The 18994-nt window shown below is 43.5% G+C and carries 18 protein-coding genes; 13 read left to right on the top strand and 5 right to left on the bottom strand.

The genetic code is table 11. The features are described 5' to 3' along the window. The first annotated feature begins 56 nt into the window (after nucleotides 1-56). On the top strand, nucleotides 57-1136 hold the full coding sequence (locus tag PHF18_RS03485) for a hypothetical protein (RefSeq protein WP_300098342.1): 1080 nt from the start codon (nucleotides 57-59) through the stop codon (nucleotides 1134-1136). Next, a complete protein-coding gene (locus PHF18_RS03480; RefSeq protein ID WP_300098339.1) occupies nucleotides 1129-2190 on the top strand; it encodes a hypothetical protein in 1062 nt (353 codons plus the stop codon). Before PHF18_RS03485 ends, PHF18_RS03480 begins: the two co-directional genes overlap by 8 nt. 336 nt (nucleotides 2191-2526) lie before the next feature. Here the strand turns inward: PHF18_RS03480 and PHF18_RS03475 are convergent, their stop codons facing one another. The 4 genes from PHF18_RS03475 to wtpA are packed head-to-tail and all read right to left on the bottom strand — an operon-like array spanning nucleotide 2527 to nucleotide 6187. Further along, a complete protein-coding gene (locus PHF18_RS03475) occupies nucleotides 2527-3114 on the bottom strand; it encodes a TOBE domain-containing protein (RefSeq protein WP_300098336.1) in 588 nt (195 codons plus the stop codon). Nucleotides 3115-3128: 14 nt separating this feature from the next. After that, a complete protein-coding gene (locus PHF18_RS03470; RefSeq protein ID WP_300098333.1) occupies nucleotides 3129-4175 on the bottom strand; it encodes an ATP-binding cassette domain-containing protein in 1047 nt (348 codons plus the stop codon). Beyond that, complete coding sequence (locus PHF18_RS03465; RefSeq protein ID WP_300098330.1) at nucleotides 4162-5046, bottom strand: ABC transporter permease; 885 nt, start codon at nucleotides 5044-5046, stop codon at nucleotides 4162-4164. Before PHF18_RS03465 ends, PHF18_RS03470 begins: the two co-directional genes overlap by 14 nt. Before the next feature lie 52 nt (nucleotides 5047-5098). After that, entirely contained in the window at nucleotides 5099-6187 is a 1089-nt protein-coding gene (gene wtpA, locus PHF18_RS03460; protein ID WP_300098328.1) for a tungstate ABC transporter substrate-binding protein WtpA, read from the bottom strand. Between the two features lie 430 nt (nucleotides 6188-6617). On the opposite strand from wtpA, the gene PHF18_RS03455 reads away from it, so the two are divergent. Then, a complete protein-coding gene (locus tag PHF18_RS03455) occupies nucleotides 6618-8537 on the top strand; it encodes a sodium:solute symporter (RefSeq protein ID WP_300098327.1) in 1920 nt (639 codons plus the stop codon). A gap of 173 nt (nucleotides 8538-8710) precedes the next feature. Next, nucleotides 8711-9946, top strand: a complete 1236-nt coding sequence (locus PHF18_RS03450) for a transposase (protein WP_300098325.1) — start codon at nucleotides 8711-8713, stop codon at nucleotides 9944-9946. Between the two features lie 11 nt (nucleotides 9947-9957). On the opposite strand, the gene PHF18_RS03445 is transcribed toward PHF18_RS03450, so the two are convergent. Next, a complete protein-coding gene (locus PHF18_RS03445; protein ID WP_300098322.1) occupies nucleotides 9958-10773 on the bottom strand; it encodes a sugar phosphate isomerase/epimerase family protein in 816 nt (271 codons plus the stop codon). A 779-nt stretch (nucleotides 10774-11552) separates the two neighbouring features. On the opposite strand from PHF18_RS03445, the gene mtrE reads away from it, so the two are divergent. The 9 genes from mtrE (at nucleotide 11553) to PHF18_RS03400 (ending at nucleotide 18904) form a co-directional block, all read left to right on the top strand. After that, entirely contained in the window at nucleotides 11553-12467 is a 915-nt protein-coding gene (mtrE, locus tag PHF18_RS03440; protein WP_300098320.1) for a tetrahydromethanopterin S-methyltransferase subunit E, read from the top strand. Beyond that, nucleotides 12464-13213, top strand: coding sequence for a tetrahydromethanopterin S-methyltransferase subunit D (gene mtrD / locus PHF18_RS03435; protein ID WP_300098318.1), 750 nt, complete (start codon nucleotides 12464-12466; stop codon nucleotides 13211-13213). Before mtrE ends, mtrD begins: the two co-directional genes overlap by 4 nt. A 2-nt stretch (nucleotides 13214-13215) precedes the next feature. Continuing rightward, a complete protein-coding gene (gene mtrC / locus PHF18_RS03430; RefSeq protein WP_300098316.1) occupies nucleotides 13216-14019 on the top strand; it encodes a tetrahydromethanopterin S-methyltransferase subunit MtrC in 804 nt (267 codons plus the stop codon). After that, nucleotides 14016-14342 (top strand): tetrahydromethanopterin S-methyltransferase subunit B, encoded by a 327-nt coding sequence (locus PHF18_RS03425; protein ID WP_300098314.1) that lies wholly within the window; start codon nucleotides 14016-14018, stop codon nucleotides 14340-14342. The genes mtrC and PHF18_RS03425 overlap by 4 nt, the downstream gene beginning before the upstream one ends. Nucleotide 14343: 1 nt before the next feature. Further along, complete coding sequence (gene mtrA, locus PHF18_RS03420) at nucleotides 14344-15063, top strand: tetrahydromethanopterin S-methyltransferase subunit A (RefSeq protein WP_300098311.1); 720 nt, start codon at nucleotides 14344-14346, stop codon at nucleotides 15061-15063. Between the two features lie 5 nt (nucleotides 15064-15068). Next, entirely contained in the window at nucleotides 15069-15287 is a 219-nt protein-coding gene (locus tag PHF18_RS03415) for a tetrahydromethanopterin S-methyltransferase subunit F (protein WP_300098307.1), read from the top strand. A gap of 17 nt (nucleotides 15288-15304) precedes the next feature. Then, nucleotides 15305-15526 carry a tetrahydromethanopterin S-methyltransferase subunit MtrG gene (mtrG, locus tag PHF18_RS03410; RefSeq protein WP_300098305.1) on the top strand — a complete coding sequence of 74 codons (222 nt, stop codon included), beginning with the start codon at nucleotides 15305-15307 and terminating at the stop codon, nucleotides 15524-15526. A 12-nt stretch (nucleotides 15527-15538) separates the two neighbouring features. Beyond that, nucleotides 15539-16489: a tetrahydromethanopterin S-methyltransferase subunit H gene (gene mtrH, locus PHF18_RS03405; RefSeq protein WP_300098304.1), complete on the top strand. Its 951-nt coding sequence runs from the start codon at nucleotides 15539-15541 to the stop codon at nucleotides 16487-16489. A gap of 1329 nt (nucleotides 16490-17818) precedes the next feature. Then, nucleotides 17819-18904 (top strand): hypothetical protein, encoded by a 1086-nt coding sequence (locus PHF18_RS03400; protein WP_300098301.1) that lies wholly within the window; start codon nucleotides 17819-17821, stop codon nucleotides 18902-18904. Nucleotides 18905-18994 lie beyond the last annotated feature (90 nt).

The following is an 18994-nucleotide window of genomic DNA, read 5'->3' as shown; positions in this document are numbered from 1 at the left end:
GGCAAAAAATGATTAAAAAAGTTACTACGTTTGCGTTAATTCTATTATTAGTATCAGTGACTGCACTTCCCGCCCTCGGAAACGATGACGATGAAACGAATTTCATTATTCTGGATCAAGGCTCTACTGTAGACTACTACAAGAGTTACGGAGAGCCAGTTATAGAGGCGTCAGTAACAGGGGATCCCGAGTTAACGAGAGGAGAAACAATAGACCTGAAGGTGAAAATCGCAAACACCGGAGTAATAGACGGTTTTAAGAGGCTGAATGCAAACCAGAGACTAATAAACGACTCCACTGAGGAAACAGTTGCACTGGCAGAGATGGAAGAAGAGGAAGAAGCTACAACAGCAAAAGATATCGAGGCTACCCTCCAATCGGAAAACAAATACATCGAAGTCGAGTCCACATCTAATCCTCAGAGTGTAGAAGAACTTGAAACGGGGCACACATCAACCCTCAGTTACACCATTAAAATAAACAGCGACACACCTGCCGGGGATTATGAGCTCCTCCTGCCTGTAACTTACCAGTATCAGGCAAATGTTAAAACTGTAACTGCGGATGCAATAAATCTCGGGGTTACGGGTGTGGAATTTGCAAGAGTGTATGAAACAAAGAACGAAACTCTCAGAATACCCATTTCCGTAAAAAGCGGACCTAAATTCGAAGTAATCAATGTCTCCGGAAGCCTTGTACAGGGAGAAAGCAAGCTCATCAATGTCACCTATAAAAACACAAGAGAAGAAGTAGCAGAAGACGCTTTAGCCCGGATAATCGTCATGAGTCCCCTGAGCACTGAGAAATCCATAGTAAGGCTTGGGGACATAGGTCCCGGCGAAGAGAAGACTGCAAGTTTTGAAATTTCGGCAGACAAGGAAGCCCTTGTAAAGAACTACGGAATTAACAGTGAAATAAAATACGTTGATGAAGACGGAGAGACATCGTTTTCTGAAAGCATGAAAGTGAACATACCTCTTGAAGCCACAGAGACAAAATTCAGCACAACAGGAATAGCAATTATACTGATTATCGTTATCGCCCTTTACCAGATCATAAATGTACACCGGAAAAGAAACAGGAATGAAGAAAATGCACCAACCGATGAAAAAGCATCAGGTGATGAAAATGAATAAAAATGGATTATTTGCTACGGTCACAACTCTTCTGATCCTCTGCTCTGCAGTCCTGCCAGCGCAGGCTGCTTTACCCAAAAATTTTGACATCAGTGAGAACTATTATAATGTGTATGGAAGCCCTGACATCAATGCAACACTCATTGGAGACAATGAGTATTCCAGAGGAGATACTGTTACCCTCAGTATTGAAATGATGAATAAGGGAGAAATCACCGGCTTTGAGGCTGATAAAGACGTGGAATTTGGAGAGTCAGTGGATCTGGTTCTCCAGCAGACAGAAATGCAGTATGAGGCACAGGTTACAACAGCAGTAGGCATTCTTGCAACTCTTAAATCCGATGATCCAAACATTAAAGTCAAATCGGGAGCCCAGCAAGCAGGCACTCTCAAACAGGGAAAACAGAGTTCAAGCCCCACAAAGTTCACCATAGAAATCAATAAAAAAACTTCTGCAGGTACATATCCCCTTAACCTTGAACTTGCATACCAGTACCAGAACAATGTTCAGCTGGACGGAGATGAGTATGATACTACTACAGGCATTGTGACAAACAAGGATGTAGGTATCTGGTATGAAAACAAGACTCAGACCCAGACAATATATGTAGAAGTCAAAAAAGAACCTTACTTTGAAGCCGCAAATGTAACAGGTGATCTTTACCCTGGCAAAAGCGGGATGCTTTACGTCACATACAAAAACACAGGAGAAGAACCTGCAAAAGACGCGACTGTAAGAGTCAGTGCAGCTGATCCTTTCAGTACGACTGACGACCAGGCTTACCTTGGGACTTTGAATCCGGGAGAAGAAGCTGTTGCCGTTTTTGATATGGATGTAGACGAAACTGCAACTCCAAAGCCATACTCCCTGAGCAGTGAGATTCTCTATGAAGATTCGGACGGGCACGACCAGGTTTCAGATACCATCAAGATCAACACCGAAGTTCTGGAAGCAAAAGAATCGCTTCCGGGATACGAGATTGGAGCAGGTGTTGCAATGATACTTGCAGCATGTTTCGTTGTGCTGAGGAAGAAGAAACAGAAGCAGGAATAAACACGGGAAAACCGTATAACTGAACAACCAGAAAGAAATGTGTCTGTAAATATAATTTTTACAGGCACTCACCGACTCAGTTCCAAAATCCAGTGATGAATGTAAAATCAAAAATCACTGGATTTCAAAATTGGTTATAATTCTTTGAATACGGAATCATGATTGAAGTCTATAGATGTCGAATATTTAGTTTAGTCGAAGTCTGAATTCTTTGTGCAAATTCAGTGTTTCAATCAAAAAATGCAAAAATCACTGGATTTTGGACCAGAGTCCACTCACCCCTTATTTATTACAGATCTTGAATTCAAAAATATACAGGATCTAAAAAAGAAATGTTCAGTCTGAGAGATCGGACTTTTTCGAACCGGCGTTTGTAAACTCTTTTTCACTGACAGCTTTTGCAACCATTACCTCAGTGGATTTTATGACCGCATAAATCCGGTCCCCGGGCTTTATATCCAGCTTTTCCACTGCCTCTTCCGTAACTACAGAGGTAAGGATTGAAGGTTCCAATTCAATAGTGATCTTGGAGACAAGCCCACTTTTCTCGACTTCAAGTACCCTTCCGGGAAGCTTGTTTCGGGCTGAAAGTTTGAAACTTACGTTTTCCCACGAGGTTTCATCTTCTACGGCTTCATTAATCAGTTTTTTGTTCGTATCGTATTCAACCAGCAGTTTTCTTCCCAGGTCAGTCAGAAAGGTACCCTGATCCTTTCCTCCGCGCACAGTAACTACCGCAGGTTCGCCGAGAGCTTCATTCATTTTTTTAAGCATTAACCAGGCATGCTTGTACGAGATTCCAAGTTTCTGGCAGGCTTTCCGAAGGGATCGTTCCTCGTCAATTGTTTTCAACAACTCGGCTCTGCCAGCACCCATTACCGTTCTTCCATCTTCAGTAAACCAGAGCTTTGTTTTCGCTTTCACAGACTTTCACCCTTTTAACGGAGCACATGAACAGAACTTGCCTTGAACTGGACATAAACCGGAACACCCGGAGAGAGATCCATCTCTTCTGCCGACTGCCGTGTTATGAGAGCGTTCAGAGAAACCCCACAATCAACCTTCACCCTCACAAGAGCTCCAAGTATCCAGACTTCCGTAACCTTGCCCTGCAGAGAGTTTCTGATGCTGGATTGCGTAGAAGTTTTACTTAAAGCTATGTTTTCAGGCCTCAGAAAAGCATATACCTGATCTCCTGCCTCCATATCCCCTGAGGCATCGATCACTGCCCCCCCGGTTTCGATCCGGAGAAGCCCGCGGTCAGCAGAGAGAACCCTGCCTTTCAGCACATTCTCAAACCCTACAAAGCTGGCTACCTGGCTATCTACCGGGTTTTCAAAAATATCTTCAGGGGTCCCAACCTGTACAAGCTTTCCATCCATTACGATTGCAATTCTATCAGCCATTATGCGGGCTTCGGTCTGGTCATGAGTAATATGCAGCACAGTCAGATTAGTCTTTTTATGGAGCGCCAAAAGCAGTTCTCGGGCGTTTTCCTGCGTACGGGGATCAAGCGCACTCAGGGGCTCGTCAAGAAGGAGAATTTTAGGGTCAGTGACAAGGGCTCTTGCAAGGGCTACTCTCTGTTGTTCCCCTCCTGAAAGCGTAAGAGGGTTTCTGTCAAGAAGATGGGCGATTTTCAGGTCTCGGGCAGCATCCAGAACCCTTTTCGGGTCTTTTATTTTTTTCATCTTCATCCCGAACTCGATATTCTGTTTCACGTTCATGTGAGGAAAAAGCGAATAATTCTGGTAAACAAAAGCAAGGTTGTGCTTTTCCGGAGGCAGGTGTGTTACTTCTTTTCCATCAATCAGAACCCTTCCGGAATCAGGGACATGAAAACCCGCGATCAGTTCGAGAAGCAGGGTTTTTCCGGAGCCTGTGGGCCCAAGTATCACAAAATATTCCCCGGCTTCAATTTTAAGGCTAAGCTCGTGCAGGGCAAAATTCTTCCATTTCCGGGAAAGGGATTCAATCTCTATCATAAATACTCCAGCCTGCGGAAATAACTCTTATCACAAGAAATATCGAAAGCGTGACCAGTATAAGCAGTACAGCTATGGGTCTGGACGCCGAAAGCCCGTAAGAGAGATAACGGTCATAGATAAGCGTGGGCCCTATCATAGGGTAGTAGGCGATAATCACAACAGCTCCAAACTCACTTATAGCCCTTGCCCAGGTCATGACGGCGCCTATTAAGAGATGCCTTGCTGAAAGCGGGAGGGTTACAAAGAAAAAGGCTTTCCAGAGAGGAGCTCCCAGAGAACGGGCGGCATTTTCAAGTTTAGGGTCCACGCTTTTGAAGCCTTCCCTTGCAGAATTTGCCAGATACGGCATGGACACAAAAAGCATTGCAACCACAATTCCCGGAAGAGCATCTCGAAACTGGATATAGGGTTCAAGGGGTCCGCCAATAAGCCCCCTTGACCCGAAAACCGTAAGAAGGGCAATTCCTGCAACCGTATGCGGGACTACAACAGGCACATCAATTATGCTCTCAACCAGCCTTTTTCCGGGAAAATCGAACCTTGCAAGAATGTAACCTGTCGGAGCTCCGAGAAACAGAGCGAGAAGAGTGGCAAGAAAACCCGCATACAAAGAGAGGGAAATCGCACCCATTACTGAACTGTTTTCTACAGCTTTAATCAGGCCCGTAAAATCCCCCAACAATTGCCCGAAGATCATGTTTGAAAGAGTAAGGAAAATAAAAAGAAAAAGAACAAGCAATATAAGGGAAAAGACGAAAATCATAGGCTCAATTCTACGGATTTTTCGGGTTGTGGCTTTCATTCTAATCCCTTTACTGCCGTTTTTGTTTTTAAGTAATTCCCTGAGTCCGTGCTTTCTGATGTTCACCTTATGCAAGAGGTGTTTGAAACAGCTTTCCGGACCAGGGAGAAGTTTATCCTTATTCCACAAGAGCCTGAACTTCTTCAGGCATTGAATCTTTTCCTTCAGCAATGGCAGGGATAATCGGAGGTTGTCCGTTCTCGATGAATATCTGCTGACCGGGCTCATCGAGGAGGAGTTTTACGAATTCTGCGGCAAGCTCCGGGTTTTTCGCGTTTTTGGGAATTGTTACACCGTATACGATAGGAGACCCGGTGACCACTTCTCCGTTTGCCATTTCCACCTGTACTTTTGAGTAATTATCAGCATATTCAAGAGACCCCAGATCAATTTCAGACGGGAGTTCCACGAACTTAAAACCGTGCTGGACAGCAACACTCCTGTAGATGTAGAAATAGTCGATTTCTCCCATTTCAAGAGCAGAGGAAAGTTCGACTTCCATACTCCTGAGCATAATCTTGCTGGTGTCAGGGGAAAGGGATTCGGATGCGGGGACGTGGACAAGAACTGTCCCGTTTTCCTCTGCTGTAGCGGTCATGCCGGTTTTATCCAGAATCAGGTCATCATAGATCTCACTGTCAGCGTAATAGGACTCTGCGAGCTGGGTCACCATCTGGGTCCTGTAGCCACATGGGTCGTCGTTAGGGTTGGAAAAGCCGTAAGTTACGCCTGGACGCCTGAGGATCTCATACCAGTTATCTGCGTTGATCTCGTCGCTGTACATGCTTTCATTCGTGTAAGCGATTACGATCTGGTTTCTTGCAAACGCCGCATACCAGTCCGCATATTCCGGCATCATCATGGACGGAATCAGGACATAGTCTGCAGATGCAAGAACATCAGCCTGCTTTCCCAGTTCGGTGATTTTTCTAACACTCTGCGCACTCCCTGCAGCTTCCCGCTGAACATCGACCCCCGGATGCTGGGCTTCGAACTCGGCTTCAAGCTCCTCAAAGGGCACCCCCAGGCTTCCGGCATGGAAAATCGTCAGGACTTCCCCTGTACCTGCAGAGGGGTTTTCAGCCCCGTTTTCCATTGTTCCGGCACTTTCATTCTCGGACTGGTTATCAACACAGCCTAGACCGGCAAATACAACCAGGATTAAGAGAACTGAAATTAACTTAAAAAATCTGGAATTAACATTCATAGTTATGTTTTCTTGAATATAACAATATAAACCTTTGGAAGGAAAAATAACTGCTATTTTACATTAAAGAAGTAATATTTAGATAAAAAAGCTATTAAAAGCATAATAAAGTTTTTTTACCCATATAAACCGCAAAAAGAGAAGAAACTAAAAAAAGAACCGGAAGGGATTTGTGGGAAGTAGAAAAAATATAAATATAAACATAAAAATCATTTTAATTCAAGTTAACTTGTATAGTGAGAAAAAAAGAGCTCATTGGGTAGTAAAGAAGTAAATAAATACTAGAATGAAAGTAAAAGTTTATTTATATACAGGTCGATACGAGGGGGATATATAAATGGTTATATATTTTAGAAATATCAATAATATCCCATAGTTTCGATAAATAATAGACTCACAAACATTAATAAATATTTCTTGGTGTATCCTTATGGATGGTTATAATATCTTCTTAGTATTGCTTTCAGTCTACATAGCCGGGCTTGTGGCTATTGGCTGGTATTTTAATAAAAAACAGAAATCTGTTACTGACTTCTGGCTCGCAGGACGCAGGATTGGACCAGCCGCCCTTGGATTTTCAGCTGCAGCCTCATGGCTGACAGCCGGAGGGATTCTTGCGGTTATCGGGTTTTACATGCTACAGGGAATAGGTTCTATATGGGCTTTTGTTGCCCCGAACATCCTCGCCCTCCTTATCATTGCGATGCTTGTGGGGAAGATCAAGAACCTGCCTGCAATCACACAACCCGAACTTCTGGAACAGCGCTATGGCAGTGCTGTCCGATGGCCGATTGCCCTGATCATTACTGTAGTGATGATTCTTTTTGCGGTAGCAGATGTTACAGGGCTCTCCCTGGTGCTTCAGGTCTTCTATGGCCTTAATCCTCTTTATGCTGCAGCTATTGTTGCAATTGCAGTCTCCATTTACGTAACCCTGGGAGGGCTTTCGGCGGTAATCTGGACAGATGTCGTCCAGTTTGCTTTCCTCGCCATCTTCACAATAGCAATGGCTTTTGCCGCAGTAGGAGCAGTAACTGATGGCAGCCTTAATATTCCTGCAATGAGCAGCTCAGAGCTTTTCGGAAACGTACCGGATACATGGTGGAACCCCTTTTCAATTGGCATTCCCATGGTCCTTATCTTTGTGTTTGCAATCGTCCCTGGCTGGATTACGGAACAGGACCCCTGGCAGAAAGTATGGGCTGCAAGGGATGCAAAATCAGCCCGGCTCGGGATGATCATAGGGTCCCTTATGATCACTGTAGTTTTCGCGGCATGTGCTGTAATTGCAATAGCCCTCAACGCCATTTACCCTGAAATAGCAGTAATGGGATTTCCTGCAGGAATGGCTCTGGCAGAACCTGCACTTCTTGCCTTTGTAAGTGAGCGTTTCGCCTCAGCTCCCCTGATAATAGCCCTCAGCGCAATCGGGCTTGCAGCAGCTTCGATGTCATGTGCGGACACTTTTGCAACCTCAGGAGCGTCCTGTCTCTCAAGGGACATTTACCAGAGATACATAAAACCTGATGCTACAATGAAGGAAATGCTGGTTGTAAACAGGATCAGCGTGCTCATTATTGTACTTGCTGCAACCGCGGGTTCATTTGTGATCCCCAATATTATCGATGCAATTCATATTGCAACCTTTATTGCAAGTGCTTCCTACTTCTTCCCCCTCATGGGAGGCCTGTACTGGAAAAGAGCGACAAAGGAAGGAGCGTTTGCAGGGATGGTGACAGGATTTACAATTCAGGTAACCCTTGTAGCCCTGGACCTTATAAAGACCCCACCTCTGGCGCCTTACTACCTTGAAACAGTCCACCCGGCTCTGATGAGTCACGGTGTTATTGTGGGTATGGGCCTGAGTGCCATTGCCTTCTTCGGGGTCTCCCTTATGACAAAGCCCTCAAGCAGGGTTAACCTTGCACCATTTTTCGAAGAGGAAGCCGAAGAGCTTGCCCGCTACGAGACACGTGAGATCAATGAGACAGACTCCTCATACATTGCTTTTCTCAAAAACGTTGATGAGAAAGTTTCAGGGGAACGCACTCACCTTCAACTTAACCTCCGGGCTTCAGGGGCTCTCAGCTGGCACGAACTTGTGGAAAGGCTGAAAACCAGTTCTCCGGCATGGGTTACTCCAACAGGGCTTGATTCCGTATACAGACTGACACATGGGGATATGCTTGCCTGCGTAACTGTTACAAGGGGAAGCGAAGAGAGGGATATCTGGCTCAAAGCCGAACCAAAACTTGAAACCGTTGGAAGGCAGAAAAAAGAGCTTTTTACAGCTTACGAAGAGCTTAAAAAAGTTCTTGGAAAGAAAGGAGTAGAACTGGAATTCTATTAACAAAAAGTTATTAAGAAAGGCTGAGGTTCTTAACCGAACCCGGCCGTCAATTTCTTTTTTGGAATTTAACCGCGTCAGGAATATGGTGACGAAAAATGGTAACAATAGTAACTAATATAATCATCTGATACTATCAATTAATATATTCATATAAAAGCTGGAGATTGACTAAAGTGGCATTAGTGACTAGAACCGAGCAAATACAATTTAAATCCGAAACAATCTCAGGTCTAGCTCACGCCTCTAAAAATTTGTTTAATACTGCCAACTACATAATACGACAAAGATTCTTTGAAAATGATAAGCTATACCAGGAAACTGGTGAAAAGGGTGAAGGTATCTGGTATAAACAGCTTTACTCAATGCTAAAAAATACAGAGCAGTATCGGACATTGCCAGCACAAACAGCTCAACAGGTACTTAAACTACTGGATAAAAGCTGGAAATCGTTCTTCAAAGCATTAAAAGTATACGCAAAGTCCCCAGAATTGTTTTTAGGCAGACCTAAACCACCCAAATACAAACACAAAGATGGAGAACATATCCTGGTATTCACAAACCAGCAATGTAAAATCGTAGATGGATTACTCAAATTCCCAAAAGCGGTAAACCTGGAATTGAAAACCAGACTTGTAGACGTGGACTTGAGAGAAGTACGGGTAATCCCAAACGCAAATAAGTATACGTGTGAAATCGTGTACGACAAAACAGTTTCTGAGAATGAAATTAACTCCAGTCGGGTTTTAGGAATTGATCTTGGTGTTCGCAATATTGCAACTATCGCAAACAACTTTGGTGCAAACCCAATTGTTGTTAAGGGTAATACTGCAAACAACATTAATCAGTTCTATAACATGAAAAAAGCCAGGATTCAGCACATATACGATCTGGCTAAAATTAAATGGGGTAGTAAATTAGCAAAACTCGACTTCAAACGAAATAACATGATAAAGGATTATTTCCACAAACTTAGCCGTAGAATAGTTAATTACGCTATCAAAAACAATGTCAAATCAATCATAATTGGCAAAAACGAAAACTGGAAGCAAGATGTCAACATGGGACGAAAAACCAACCAGAAATTTGTTCAGCTTCCCCTGGCCAGGTTAATTGAGATGATCCAGTACAAAGCTCAGGAAGTCAACATAGAAGTTGTTCTTCAAGAAGAGAGCCATACATCAAAATGTAGTTTCCTTGATAACGAACCTGTAGAACACAGAGCTAAATATGTCGGCAGACGAATCAAACGGGGTTTATTCAAATCTGCAACTGGGATAATCATCAACGCCGACGTCAACGGAGCTCTGAATATAATCAGGAAAGCAACTCCAAAAGCATTTGCAGACGGAGTGGAGGGTGGAGGGTTACACCCAAAGAGATGTTTGATAACATCTTTTGAAGATATTTGATCACATTTTGATCATTTTTGATAACCTAGAGCTTTCTCAATGATTTTTTTTCCAAGCTGAACATCCTCCAGAGAGAAGACTTCCAGATTGTAGACCCCCTTATAGTCGGAAAGTAATTTGAGGACCGAAAAATCGACACACCCCTTCCCTGGCGCCATATGCTCGTCTCCATCATATTTTTCGGTCCACTGCCCGCTGTTGTCGTGCAGGTGAAGGTGAATAATATGCTTCTGCAGGGTCTGGACAAACGTCCTGAGTTTATCAGAATTTCCCCCACAGGTGAGGTTCGCGTGCCCGATATCAAAAGTAGCCTTAAGCTGGTCGGAGTTCACACATTCAATGGTTCGGGAAAGTTCTTCTGCTTCACAGCAAAAGTTCGAGGGGTCTGTCCCTTCCTTATTTTCAAGCCCCAGCATAACTCCATAGTCTTCAGCCAGAGAGGCAAGAAATCTAAGGTTATTTACCATTGAAGAAAAGGATTTTTCTCTATCAGGTCCAACTCTACCAGGGTGGAGCACCACTACATGAGCTCCGATACTGTTTGCAATTGACATGGACTCTTCAATGAGAGTAAACTCTCTGTCCCCCATTTTTGCAGTATCCACCTGCAGGGCTGCAGGGTACTTAGGATCTGCTGCAGAATAGGGGGCGTGAACAGTGCCTGCGAAACAGTATGCTGACATTTCGTCAAAGATAAGTTCAAGTTCTTTCTTTTCAAGTAACGAACCATTGTAAATTCCCAATTTCGGGACATATAATTCTATAGACCTCACATTTTCCTTTAGTTCCTTAAGGGAACCAGCAAAGGATGAAGCTCCAAAGATCACATATTTAGCAAGGAAACAAAATATAAAGCTCTTTTGCGATGCCGCAACGACCGGGATACGGCAAAATGTGTAAATTTATAGAAACACATGAGCACCAAAGGAAAAAAAGATGAGATTTACATTTAACCCGGGGCAGAAGGCGTTAAAGCTCTAAAAATACAGAAAAATAGCCAACATATTTATATATAATTAATTGTTACCAGGTTTTCTTTTTAAAAAAATTAATAGATAGTTTCTGAAAAAAATAGATAGTTTTACCCTCAGGAATATATGATTACGTAGAAGAAGAACAATATAAAATAATTCGAATTTTTGAAGCTGAAAAATATCCTTTTTGTCCCAAAAGAAATGGAAGGATATTTGTGAGGTGTGTTTTTTATAAAAATTAGAAATATAAAAACCACTTCAGGATAACTGATTATTATAAAAATGATTAATATATTAATAGAAATAAATAAGAAAATTCATTAGTAACAATCGGAATCTTTATATGATACTGAAGAAAGTATGATTTTTTTTTTTTTATATATATAGGACTTTGATTAGTTTGCCCTGCCCAACCGTCCTTATAAAATTGATTATATATTATATAATTATATAAAAATATTTTAAAAGCGCCTTTATTTCGAAAGGTTTATGAATGATCCTCTCTAATCCAAAATTTAACGCTCGTCATCATCATTTTTATTTGCAATGAGATGGCAGACGGTTTTAAAAAAATGTATAACGTTTTTGAATCCAGCTTATTAACATGTTAATAACATAAAGGAGGAAAATAAATGGAACCACTCATAGGCATGGGAGTGCTGGCACTTATTGGCGTAGCTGCAACCATTGCAGGTGCCTCAGAAGACCTAGAATCCGATGTTGGGTCCCAGAGTAATCCCAACTCACAGGTCCAGTTAGCCCCCCAAATGATGTTTCCGCACAGAATATATAATAAAGCGGTGTCAGGGGAACCACCCTCAAACGCTTTAATGTGTTCGGTAGGTGCAGCCGTAGCTACAGTATTGATAAGTGAATTTACTTTGTCACCACTCTTTGCACTGGTAATCGGTTCCCTTGTTGCAGCATGCGTCCACGGCACCTTTGCCGTCACATCTACAATGGGCCGTGCAGCCAGCCAGAGGCGTTTCAAGCAGCCAGTTTATCTGGATATGATAAGAAGCCACACCCCGGTAATTATGGGATACTCATTCATAACGACTTTCTGTGTCCTTATTGTATCTTATTTGATGACCGTCGTGCTTGGACACCCCTTCCCGCTAACGATGCTTGCCTTTATCTGGGGTATTACAGTAGGTGCAATTGGTTCATCTACAGGTGATGTCCACTACGGTGCAGAGCGTGAATTCCAGCAGTTCGAGTTCGGTTCCGGGCTCAACGCTTCAAACTCGGGAAACATTGTCAGATATGGAGAATCCGGGGTCAGGAACGGGTACGATAACTCCTGGTTCTGTGCCAAGTTCGGAGGTCCTGTCACAGGCATTGCTTTTGGTATGACTGTATTCCTTGGTAGCTGGGTGACCACTATTTTTGATCCTGCAGTAAGCATTGCCAGAGGCTGGCTCTCTGTTGTTGCAGGTGTTGTCATTGTCCTTATCTTAATTATCTGGAACTGGAAAATTGAAGTCAAAGCCCGTAATGCTTTCGGACCTTACAAGGAAGACAAACCCGAGGAGGCTTCAGCATGATTGACGCTCTTATGGCTAACATCCTTTGGATGGTATTCATTGTAGTTGGTGGCGTCCTTATCTCCTGGAGTGTCCACTTTGTACCTGTAGGTGGCGCACCTGCAGCTATGGCTCAGGCAACTGGTATCGGTACTGGTACCGTACAACTGGCAGCCGGAGCAGGCCTGACAGGGCTTGTCAGTGCAGGGTTCATGATGAACGTGACAAAGGATCTCCCCCTTATTCTTGCCTCAGGTGCAGTAGGGGCAATGATCATGATTTCTGTAACCATGATCGTCGGAACCTGGGTTTACGTCTATGGTGTGGGCTGTGTGCCTTCCTCAGCAAAGGTAAAAGTCGACCCTATTACAAAATACAGACAGGATCTGTATGTATCCCAGGGTACTGAGGGGCACGGACTTCCAACAGTCTCTTTCGTCAGTGGTGTTATTGGCGGCTGCCTTGGTGGAATCGGCGGAGCTCTCATATATTATTCTCTTATAGAAGTGGGTGTTACTGCAGGTCTCGCTGCGAGCGCAAGCTCTTCGGTTACAGGGAATGAACTTGTAGGAATTGCTGCAATGTTCGCAATAGGCATCTTCTTCGTGAACGCTGTGATACCCTCCTATAACATTGGAGGTACAATCGAAGGGTTCCACGACCCTAAGTGGAAGAAGTGGCCAAAAGCTGTAATGTCTTCCTTTGTAGCAACGATATTATGTGCCATCGTGGCAGTAATCGCAATTTCACAGCTCGGAGGTATCTAAAAATGTCTGCAGGTGGAGCAGGAGGAGGAGCCACAGCCGCTTATCCTCAACAAACAATAATGGCTATTGGTGCAGTCGGCGGCCTTGCAGGGATTTACCTGGGCCATTTCATGCCTCCAGCATTTTCCTTCTTTGGAGGACTTGGAGCAATCTGCGCCATTGTATGGGGTGCTGATGCGGTTCGTCGTGTTGCAAGCTATGGGCTTGGTACCGGGGTTCCATCCATTGGTATGATCGCCCTTGGTATGGGTATTGTAGCCGCCCTGTTCGGGCTTTCCGTTGGAGGTATTGCAGGACCCATAGTGTCCTTCATTGCCGCAGCGATAATAGGTGCCGTAATTGGTGTCCTCGCAAACAAAGTAATAGGAATGGGCATCCCTATAATGGAACAGGCGATGGTGGAAATTGCAGGTGCAGGAACCCTGGCAATTATCGGATTAAGCGTTGTCATTGCAGGAACATTTAATTACGCTGATGTCGTTCAAAACGTGGTCGCCAATGGATACATTGCACTGATCTTTATCATAGGAGGTATGGGAATCCTTCACCCCTTCAATGCTAACCTCGGTCCTGATGAGAAACAGGACAGAACTCTGATGTTAGCTGTTGAAAAGGCAGCCATCGCAGTGGTAATTACAGGTTTTGCGTCTTCACTCCATGAAGGATTGATGGCAGCCGGATTAAACATCTTTGTAGGACTTGTTATCTGGGCTTTTGCCTTTATGAAGTACTATGAGCTTGTCAAGAGAGATGCATTCTCTGTTGTTGGAACCGGGCTGCTGCCAAGTGCGGAGGAATTAGAATGAGCATAATTCGCATAGCTCCCGAAGTACATCTGGTCCTGGACCCTGACACTGCAACTGTAGCAGAAGAAAGGGCAGACTCTATTCTCTATTCCATGGAACCTGTCTTTGAGAGGCTGGACAAACTTGATGGGGTTGCAGAGGACCTAATGAACTCGCTTTCACCCAGCAAACCGCTCCTGAACTCATGGCCCGGCCGTGAGAACACCTCCTATATGGCAGGAATTTATGGGAACTCTTTCTACGGAGTCGTTGTAGGTCTTGCCTTCAGCGGACTGCTTGCCCTGATCATATTCATACAGAGACTGATCGAGGGAGGTATGTAAAATGGTAAATAAAAGAGAACCAGCACCTGGATGGCCCATCCTGAAAGGAGAGTATGAAATAGGCGATGTAAAGAGCTGTGTTGCAGTCATTACCTGTGCGTCACACCTCCCCGGAAAGCCTATTCTCGATGCAGGAGCAGCAATTACGGGGTCCTGTAAAACCGAAAACCTGGGCATAGAGAAGGTCGTTGCCGACGTAATTGCAAACCCCAATATCAGGTTCCTGGTTGTAACAGGAGCTGAAGTCAAAGGGCACGTTACAGGACAGGCAATGCTTGCTGTCCATGCAAATGGTGTAAAAGACCACAGAATTGTAGGTGCAGTAGGTGCTATCCCGTATGTGGAAAACCTGAACGAGGAGGTAATTGCCCGCTTCCAGCAGCAGGTCCAGACCGTAGACCTGCTGAACACAGAAGATATGGGTGCAATCACAGCCAAGGTAAGGGAACTTGTATCAAAGGACCCTGGTGCCCTTGATGCAGAACCAATGGTTGTGGTAATAGAAGAGGGAGAAGAAGAAGAAGATGTAGGAGTCGTCAGGCCGGTTTCCGGTGAGATTGCAGTCATCCGCAGCAGGCTAAAAGGCATTGAAGCCCGGATGCTTGACATAGGAAACTTGAACAAGTTCCACTCAGGGATTCATGCAGGAAAGGTCGAAGGTGCCATGATCGGGTTGACAATAACCATATCCCTGCTTGGGTTATTACTGCTCGGGAGGTAAGGAGAATGGCAGAAGAATACGGAAACGGAGTGCCAATGGTGCTCAACCCTCAGATGGGTGCAATTGACGCTACTGTTGAGAGCATTCGGTACAGAGCACAACTGATTGCGAGGAACCAGAAGCTGGATTCCGGGGTAATGTCCACCGGAATGATTGGCTTTGCAGGAGGCTTCCTCTTTGCACTGCTGATGGTGATTATACTCCCGTTAATGGTCGGTCTCTAAGCTTGAGAGGTGAAACTATGGAAGGAAAAGCACCAGCAGCGTTTGTAGATCCAGACGAGTTTAACGAAGTAATGAAAAGGCTCGAAAAGATCGATGAAAAGGTTGAGTTTGTCAACAGTGAAGTTGCACAGAGAATCGGAAAGAAGGTAGGAAGAGACATCGGAATTCTGTACGGCGCAGTGATAGGACTGCTTCTCTTCCTGATCTATGTCTCGGTATCATCAATGTTTGCAATATAATGAGGGATCAAAATGTTCAAGTTTGACAAGAAACAGGAAGTTTACGAAATAGGTGGAGTTAAGTTCGGCGGACAGCCGGGCGAAAACCCAACCGTGTTAGTCAGTACCATGTTCTATGCAAGGCACAAGATCGTGACCGATGAGGACAAAGGTCTCTTTGACAAAGCCGCTGCAGAAACTCTGTGGAACACACAGGTGTCAATGAGCGACGCCACAGGAAACCCCTATGTAAACCAGATAGTAGGGGAAACCCCCGAAGCAATCAAGAACTACATCGACTGGTTCGTTGGGATCGATGACAGGACTCCCTTCCTGATCGACTCCTCAGCCGGAGATGTGCGTGCATTTGCAGCCAAGTACTGTACTGAAATCGGAGTTGCAAACAGGGCAATCCACAACTCCATCAACGCAAGTATTGAACAGGCAGAAATGGACGTGCTCGCAGAGAGCGCTGTGGAAGCCGCAATAGTTCTGGCTTTTAACGCAACCGACCCAACCGTAAAAGGGAAAATGGATATCCTTGAAGTCGGTGGTTCCGGGCAGACAAAGGGTATGCTTCAGGTCGCTAAGGAATGTGGAATCAAGATTCCTCTTGTCGACGTTGCTGCAATGCCCCTTGGCGCTGGATCAGGCGCAACAATCCGCTCTATCCCGACCATCAAGGGCAAGCTCGGCCTGCCTGTCGGCGGTGGATACCACAACATGGCATCCGCATGGGACTGGCTCCGGAAATTCAAGAAAACCCAGCCTGACCCCAAGGCAATCTACATGCCTACGGACATTGGTACCAACCTCGTAGCCCAGATAGCAGGTTCTGACTTCCTGCTCTACGGTCCTATCGAGAACGTCAACCAGATTTTCCCTGCTGTCGCCATGGTAGACATCATGCTCGGCGAAACCGCAAAGGAACTTGGCGTCGAGATAGCAGACCTGGACAACCACCCGGTCACCAAACTGACGTAAGTTCAAAAATTATTAAATGGGTCGCGAGATCCGGAAGCAAAGAGGCATTTTCTCTTTGCTTTTTCTTTTTTTGCATTACCGGAAATTTTTATATAATTAATTCTCCCGTAATTATTCTCAGTGCCATTTTTTTTCACCATTAGTTTTTCTCAGCATTAGTTTTCTCAACCTTATAGTCAAGGACGAAAATTTTTTTCACTAATCTTGAGTGAAAGATTAACAACGGAAAACATGGAAAGCATGGAAGAATTGTGCCCTTAATTCCTTTATTCCATGCTTTCCGTGCTTTCCGTGGTTCATAAATTCTTTTGAGATTAGCTAAAGAGTGAATGTACACTAATTTTTATGAGAACTCTTTGTTTTGCCAGAACTCTTTGAACAATATTGATTTCAAAGCCCGGTTTTAGTTCCATAATTTGGAAGCCATGCACCAGAAAAAAAGCTGAGGAAAAAAATTGAAGAAAAGAGCTGAAAAAAAATGAAGAAAAAGTATAGATCTTAAAGAAATTTTGGTATTTTCAGATTGTTTTTTAGAAGGAAAGTACCCGGCAGACTGGAATTATAAAGAGCCTGCCAGGTACGATGAATCCACTCCCAACTCGCTTTTTAGGAAGAACAAATAGCCCCTGTAGAAGATCAGATTATTAAGGAAATGTAACGACCTGACTGAGTGTCCATAAAAACCCCCCGCCCAATCAGAAGACATACAAATCCATTTCCAGACTCACCATTTGTCAGAGTTAACCAATGTCTTTCGAAACTGGAGAGGACAACAAAGACATATAAACTGTGAGCACATAGGAAATCAGCAACCTGATTTTCAAGGCCATTCGAGCCCCATTCACATACTAATTTATTTAATTTACATGTCGTACACTGTTTTACATATATATATAAAGAATTGTGAACTGATATTATCTGTTTTAGATACGTTGTCACTGTCTCACTTTAGCACATGGGCGGAAAGTACTGCCTGATGCAGCCCATAAGGGAATAAACAGAAAATTAGGAGTCAGATGAATTTGCAAGAAGTTATAAACAGAGAATATTATATGTAACTGCAGATGAATTGACCATCCTGAAGAATAATATAAAATTACAAAAATTCTCAAAAAATGGCACTAAACAGAAAGATTTAATATTCGGTAGTACTTACCAGTATATAAACCACTGATAAATATTTTTAGTTTTTAAAGGGATAAGGGTCATTTGATAAAATAAATTTGTTATGTTTTTAGCCGGAAGAGATAAAAAAGTCATTAATATCGGGGTATAAATTATGGATCGTAGCATAAAGGACCGGAAAGCTAGACCATCTTGGGTGAAAATATGCTGATCAGAAAAAATATATCCCTTGATGATAAGTACCTTAAAAAGTTGCAGCCCCTTCTGGACGCCAATGACGGGAATCTTAGCGCCGCAGTCAGGGACACAATTGAAATTGCAGATACAGCACTTACGTATCATAAAAGCATTGACGAAGCAATTAATTTTTTGAAAGAAACCCCCGCAAAAGAAGAACTGAGTGACACAATCAAGAACGGGGAAAATGTCATTATAAATAATACAATGCTCGATTGGCTTTTCAGATATACAAAAGGAAGGCTTACGGATGGAGAGCTGGTTAATGAGCTCATCAATCCTTTTGAAATTAGTGATATGAGAGAACTCGAGGACTACCTTAACCGGATTTCCAGAAACTATCAATGGACAATCAGAACATCAATCAAGTGTGAGGATATCCGCAATCCTGAGTCTGCCCTTATACTTCTTTCCAATGCCACTGTAAACAGCAGAGATTTTTTTGCCCAGCTTATAGCCCATTTTCTGGCCAGATGGAAACAACTGGATGTGGAACACATTTTCAGACGGGCAAATTCAACCCAGATCTCATTCAAAAAGAACCTCTCGGTCTCTCTTAATGAGACCATGCCAGGGATCCGAAAACACTTTGGTTACCTTGACATTATATGCAGAGAACTTGACGATAATACAGAGTTCTGGACCCAGCTAATGTATACATACAATGTTGAAAGGTACAACCTTGTGACTTTGCACAGAAGCCAGTTCGAAACTTTTGCAGCTGGAGAGGTCCCAAACCCGACAAAGATACTGGAACGCCTGTGTAAACAATCAATAAGCGAAATGTCTCTTCCCGATTTACTGATTTACTTCAGGAAGATGTACCTGGCAACCCAGCTCGTAAAGAATATAGAAATATGTCTTGAACCAGGAAAAGAATCAGTAACCATCTATCATGATTTCAAAAATGAAAAGGTTATCCAGAACCTTGTCGAATATTTTTCAAATATATTCAGAGAAAACCGTACAGCTTTTGTAACTTCTTCATATTCAAGTATGATAGTGTTCAGTTTTTATAAGGAACATGAATTTGAAGACAGCTCCGACTTATAAAGAGTAGAAGAATTAATAGAATCTGATTTCATTTCAAAAGAATAAAGCTCCTGAGAAAAAAGGCTGCTCAAAGAATCAGAAAAAATTAAA

Origin of the sequence: Methanosarcina sp. (genome assembly GCF_028693135.1) — an archaeon.
Classification (GTDB): Archaea; Halobacteriota; Methanosarcinia; order Methanosarcinales; family Methanosarcinaceae; genus Methanosarcina.
The sequence above is the reverse complement of the archived record's forward strand: the minus strand, read 5'-3'. Positions and strand labels throughout refer to the sequence as shown.